This window comes from Streptomyces sp. NPDC012935, assembly GCF_042900345.1.
Classification (GTDB): Bacteria; Actinomycetota; Actinomycetes; order Streptomycetales; family Streptomycetaceae; genus Streptomyces.
In genome coordinates this window covers 1-1084 of the sequence record NZ_JBIBBC010000116.1, presented here as the reverse complement: position 1 = coordinate 1084, position 1084 = coordinate 1, and the positions used below count along the sequence as shown (strand labels likewise).

Annotated in this window: 1 protein-coding gene; it reads right to left on the bottom strand. The window is 66.6% G+C overall.

The genetic code is table 11. From position 1 onward, the window contains the following. The coding region (dnaB, locus tag ACFY5C_RS41955) for a replicative DNA helicase (RefSeq protein ID WP_389455372.1) at positions 1 to 1084 on the bottom strand (1084 nt) is incomplete at both ends.

The window sequence follows — 1084 nt, the reverse complement described above, 5'->3', positions numbered from 1 at the left end:
ACGGTTGAGCTGTGAGAGGGCGATGACCGGGACCTCGAGCTCCTTGGCGAGCAGCTTGAGGTTACGGGACATGTCCGAGACCTCCTGCTGACGGCTCTCGGAGCGCTTGGAGCCACCGGACTGCATCAGCTGGAGATAGTCGATGATCACGAGCTTGATGTCGTTGCGCTGCTTCAGGCGACGGCACTTCGCGCGGATCTCCATCATCGACAGGTTCGGGGAGTCGTCGATGTAGAGCGGGGCCGCCGAGACTTCGGGCATCCGCCGGGCCAGCCGGGTCCAGTCCTCGTCCGTCATCGTGCCGGAGCGCATGTGGTGGAGGGCCACGCGGGCCTCGGCCGAGAGCAGACGCATCGCGATCTCGTTGCGCCCCATCTCCAGGGAGAAGATGACGCTCGCCAGGTTGTGCTTGATGGAGGCCGCACGGGCGAAGTCGAGCGCGAGCGTGGACTTACCCATGGCCGGGCGGGCCGCGATGACGACCATCTGGCCCGGGTGGAGGCCGTTGGTGAGCGAGTCGAGGTCGGTGAATCCCGTGGGAACACCGGTCATCTCGCCGGTGCGGGAACCGATCGCCTCGATCTCGTCGAGGGCGCCCTCCATGATGTCGCCGAGCGGCAGGTAGTCCTCGCTGGTGCGCTGCTCGGTGACGGCGTAGATCTCCGCCTGGGCGCGGTTGACGATCTCGTCGACGTCGTCGTCGGCCGCGTATCCCATCTGCGTGATGCGGGTGCCCGCCTCGACCAGACGGCGCAGGACGGCCCGTTCGTGGACGATCTCCGCGTAGTACTCGGCGTTCGCCGCCGTCGGCACCGTCTGCACGAGGGTGTGCAGATAGGCCGCACCGCCAACCTTGTTGATCTCACCGCGCTTGGTGAGCTCCGCCGCGATGGTGATCGGGTCGGCCGGCTCGCCCTTCGCATAGACGTCGAGGATCGCCTGGAAGATCGTCTCGTGTGCCGGCTTGTAGAAGTCGTGGCCCTTGATGACCTCGACCACGTCGGCGATGGCGTCCTTCGACAGCAGCATGCCGCCGAGGACGGACTGCTCGGCGTCGAGATCCTGGGGCGGAACCCGCTCGAAG